Genomic DNA, 2552 nt, shown 5'->3' with positions numbered 1-2552 from the left:
GATCAGTTCGTGGAACGCGATGTGCGACTCAGACACGCTACGCACCTACGCACGCTTTCACCATCCCCTTGTGGAAACTCGCACGAGGAACCACGGCCGTGTAGTGGTTTGTCGAGCCGTAAGGGCTAACAACACTCCGAGTCCGGGCTTAACGCCCCGCCGTAAGACCCGCAGACAGGAATTGCCATTTTCGGTTGGAGAAGAACGCTAACGTACGCAGGAGGCCACCCGGCAGCAAGGCGTTGGCTTTGAACAACGGGCGAAGGTAATCGAGAAGGAATGGTGCCAATCTACCGAGGGTTTTCGTGGCCGCCCCCGTCGTGGACATGTCCGTTGTCAGACTCAGCCGCTTGGTAGGAGGAAGCCTTTTTTGATGTCGCCGCTCGGTTCCCCGGACTTGTCCGCGACACGGGTGAAACTCTCTGACAGGTCACTGTGGGAGCCCATCATCTGGCCCCTAGGCTTTTCCCATTCCAGTGTTTGGGTCATTCTCGTCTTCTGTCAGGTTGCCATCCAGAAAAGGAGCCGCCGAGTCTTCTACGCGAATCCCGCCGCCTGCATTCCCCTGGCATCGATTACCTGTTGCCCGGCCACCGCTCGAGTCGGAAAAGAGGATGCCCGGCCCTCCGTTATTTATGCATTGATTTCCTCTCAGTGTCACCTGTGCCTCCTTGCGGACCCACACGCCCGGTCCGTCATTGCGGCTAGACACGTTTACGCTGACGAGGACACTCGCCGCGGAAACGCGTTTCTGTTCAGGTTCGGCCGACTCATAACTGACTAACCCGGTGGAGATCTCGATACCGGGCCCGTGATTTCCAGCCACCGTATTGGCTCTCACCTGAACTGAGGGAAGCTCCCCTAAGTCGATGCCCCCCCGGAGATTTCCAACACACCGGTTGTAAGTGATGGCGACCGTCTCACCTGAGTAACAACCGATCCCATATTCTCCGTTTTGCGAACACGTATTGTCCGTGAGGATCGCATGCTTTGCCGAGGCAATGTTGATCCCGTTTCCTCGATTGAGTGCGCACGCGTTGCGCTGGACGCTTACCCGCGCCGAGTCAAACACGGCAATCCCAGCGTCTTTGTTGCGAAGACAGCGATTATCCACCAATTCGGCTGCGGCATGGAGCCCGACGTAGATCCCCTGTTCCCCGTTTTCCAGAATCTCACAGTTGGCGATGACGGCCTGACTATGTTCGTTAACCACAATCCCGGCAAATTGGTTCCCCTCACAGCGGCAGTTCTCAATCTGTGCGCGACCATGAACGCCTACAGCGATTCCCGTGTCAAGGCCACGAAATACACAGTGGCGGATGATGCCCTCCCCTCGTTCCGTAATGTTGATTCCTTGATCCGCCCCATTCCCCTTGAAGTCACAGCGCTCGGCGAGGAGCTTTCCAGCACGAACCCGCACGATATCGGCAGGCTCCTCTCCTTTATGCTGGAAGGCGAGATTCTCCAGAACCACCTCACCGCAGGCGAGAATTTCCATGCCTACTCGGCAACCATGCACCACAATCCGCGCTGGTTTTTTCCCCTGCCCACAAATGCGGAGCGGTTTCCAGAGGACGAGTGGTTCTCGGAGGTGATAAACGTGTGACGTCAGCCAGAGAGTTCCCCCGGGCTGAAGTCGGGAAAGCTCAACGGTTGTAAGCTCGCGATCTTCGAGGACGAGTTCCGTCACTTTGTGGTGCACGTCTTTCTGACCGGAGGGAACCGAAGACATCTCAAAATAGCGCTGCCGCAAGGCGAGCACCCAATCGAGCGGGCTGAACTGCGGCCGCTCTGCAGGGGACGGAGCAAGAAGGGGTTGCACCAAATCCCGCTCCCATTTTTCCAGCCTTCCGACTTGGACGAGGACCTCGTCCTCTTGCGCGACTTGCGGAGACTCCTGGGCCGCCGGCAGCCATCCCGTGCGAAACATGAGGTAAATCAATCCGAGCGAGTAGAGCTCCGTGGTCGGCGATGGCTTTTCACCCCGTTGGAGTTCCGGCGGGACAAATTCCCAGGAAACGCGCACACGAAAGCGATTCCAAAGATAAAAACGAAGAGGCAGAAGTCCCGTTTCGACGAGGGAGCGAGTCCCTAGGGACTCCAAAAGATGATGGGGCTTGAGGTAACCATGAAAGCTCCCCATACGGCCGACATAATCGAGGGCACTCGCTATATCCGTGAGAGAAGGAAAGAGTTTTTCAGGTGGCGTGGGAACTGGGGAACGTGCCCAACTGCCTAAAAGCACTTCCGAACCCGGCTCTTGGTACCAAAGGACCAGTCGGCCCGAGACGTTCCACCAGTCCACGAGTCGGTTCAGGTGCGGGTGCCAAGCGATCATCGTGAGTTCGTCGAGATAATCATGGAAGCGTTCGAGTTCCGCAGCGTCTAAAAACCAGGGCTCACGGAACACTTTAACCAGCGCAGGAACTCCGGTGTAAGCCACTGCCTGCCAGGTTTCGAAGCACGGTCCCGTCCCTAGCCGTTCCAGGAGAATCATCCCCGTTTGCTCGCGAATCGCAGCCGCTAGCCCCACTGCCATGACGCCCTCCTTC

At 57.4% G+C, this 2552-nt stretch carries 1 protein-coding gene; it reads right to left on the bottom strand.

Translation table 11 applies throughout. The features are described from left to right. Positions 1–457: 457 nt before the first annotated feature. The coding region (locus tag H5U08_RS15495) for a right-handed parallel beta-helix repeat-containing protein (RefSeq protein WP_297035053.1) at positions 458–2552 on the bottom strand (2095 nt) is incomplete at its 5' end.

It is taken from the genome of Thermogutta sp. (genome assembly GCF_014359955.1).
Lineage (GTDB): Bacteria > Planctomycetota > Planctomycetia > Pirellulales > Thermoguttaceae > Thermogutta.
The sequence above is the reverse complement of the archived record's forward strand: the minus strand, read 5'-3'. Positions and strand labels throughout refer to the sequence as shown.